1 protein-coding gene is annotated in these 623 nt (G+C 67.9%); it reads left to right on the top strand.

What is annotated here, in order from left to right; translation table 11 throughout:
* A partial coding sequence (locus J7E68_RS19725) for a circularly permuted type 2 ATP-grasp protein (RefSeq protein ID WP_251048816.1) occupies positions 1–623 on the top strand: 623 nt, incomplete at both ends.

The raw sequence follows: 623 nt of genomic DNA, 5'->3' as shown, positions 1-623 counted from the left end.
ATGCGCTCGCCAGTTCGTATCTCGCGCAGGGGGTGACCTTCGACTTCGCGGGGGCGGGGCGCCCGTTCCCCCTCGACGTGGTTCCTCGGGTCGTCGCCGCGGACGACTGGCGTTATGTCGAATCGGGAGTGAAGCAGCGCGTGCGTGCGCTGGAGGCGTTCCTCGCCGACGTCTACGGCGCACAGCTCGCAGTGCAGGACGGTGTGATCCCGGCGTCGCTGATCAGTTCGTCGTCGCACTTCCATCGTCAGGCCGCCGGAATCGTCGGCGCGAACGGCGTACGCATCCACGTCGCCGGCATCGACGTCATCCGCGACGAGCTCGGTGCCTGGCGCGTGCTCGAAGACAACGTGCGAGTGCCGAGCGGTGTCAGCTACGTTCTCGCCAATCGGCGGGTGATGGCGCAGACGCTCCCTGAGCTGTTCACGAGTCTCAGAGTCCGCCCGGTCGTCGACTATCCGAGCCGCCTCCTGCAGGCCCTGCGGGCGGCAGCGCCGGAGGGCGTCGATGACCCGACGGTCGTGGTGCTGACCCCCGGTGTGCACAACTCCGCGTACTACGAGCACACGCTTCTCGCGCGCATGATGGGCATCGAACTCGTCGAGGGACGCGCCCTCTTCTGC

The organism is Microbacterium sp. ISL-103 (assembly GCF_018613995.1).
In the GTDB taxonomy this organism is placed as follows: Bacteria; Actinomycetota; Actinomycetes; order Actinomycetales; family Microbacteriaceae; genus Microbacterium.
Note: the sequence above shows the minus strand (reverse complement) of the source record. Positions and strands in the feature narration are given on the sequence as shown.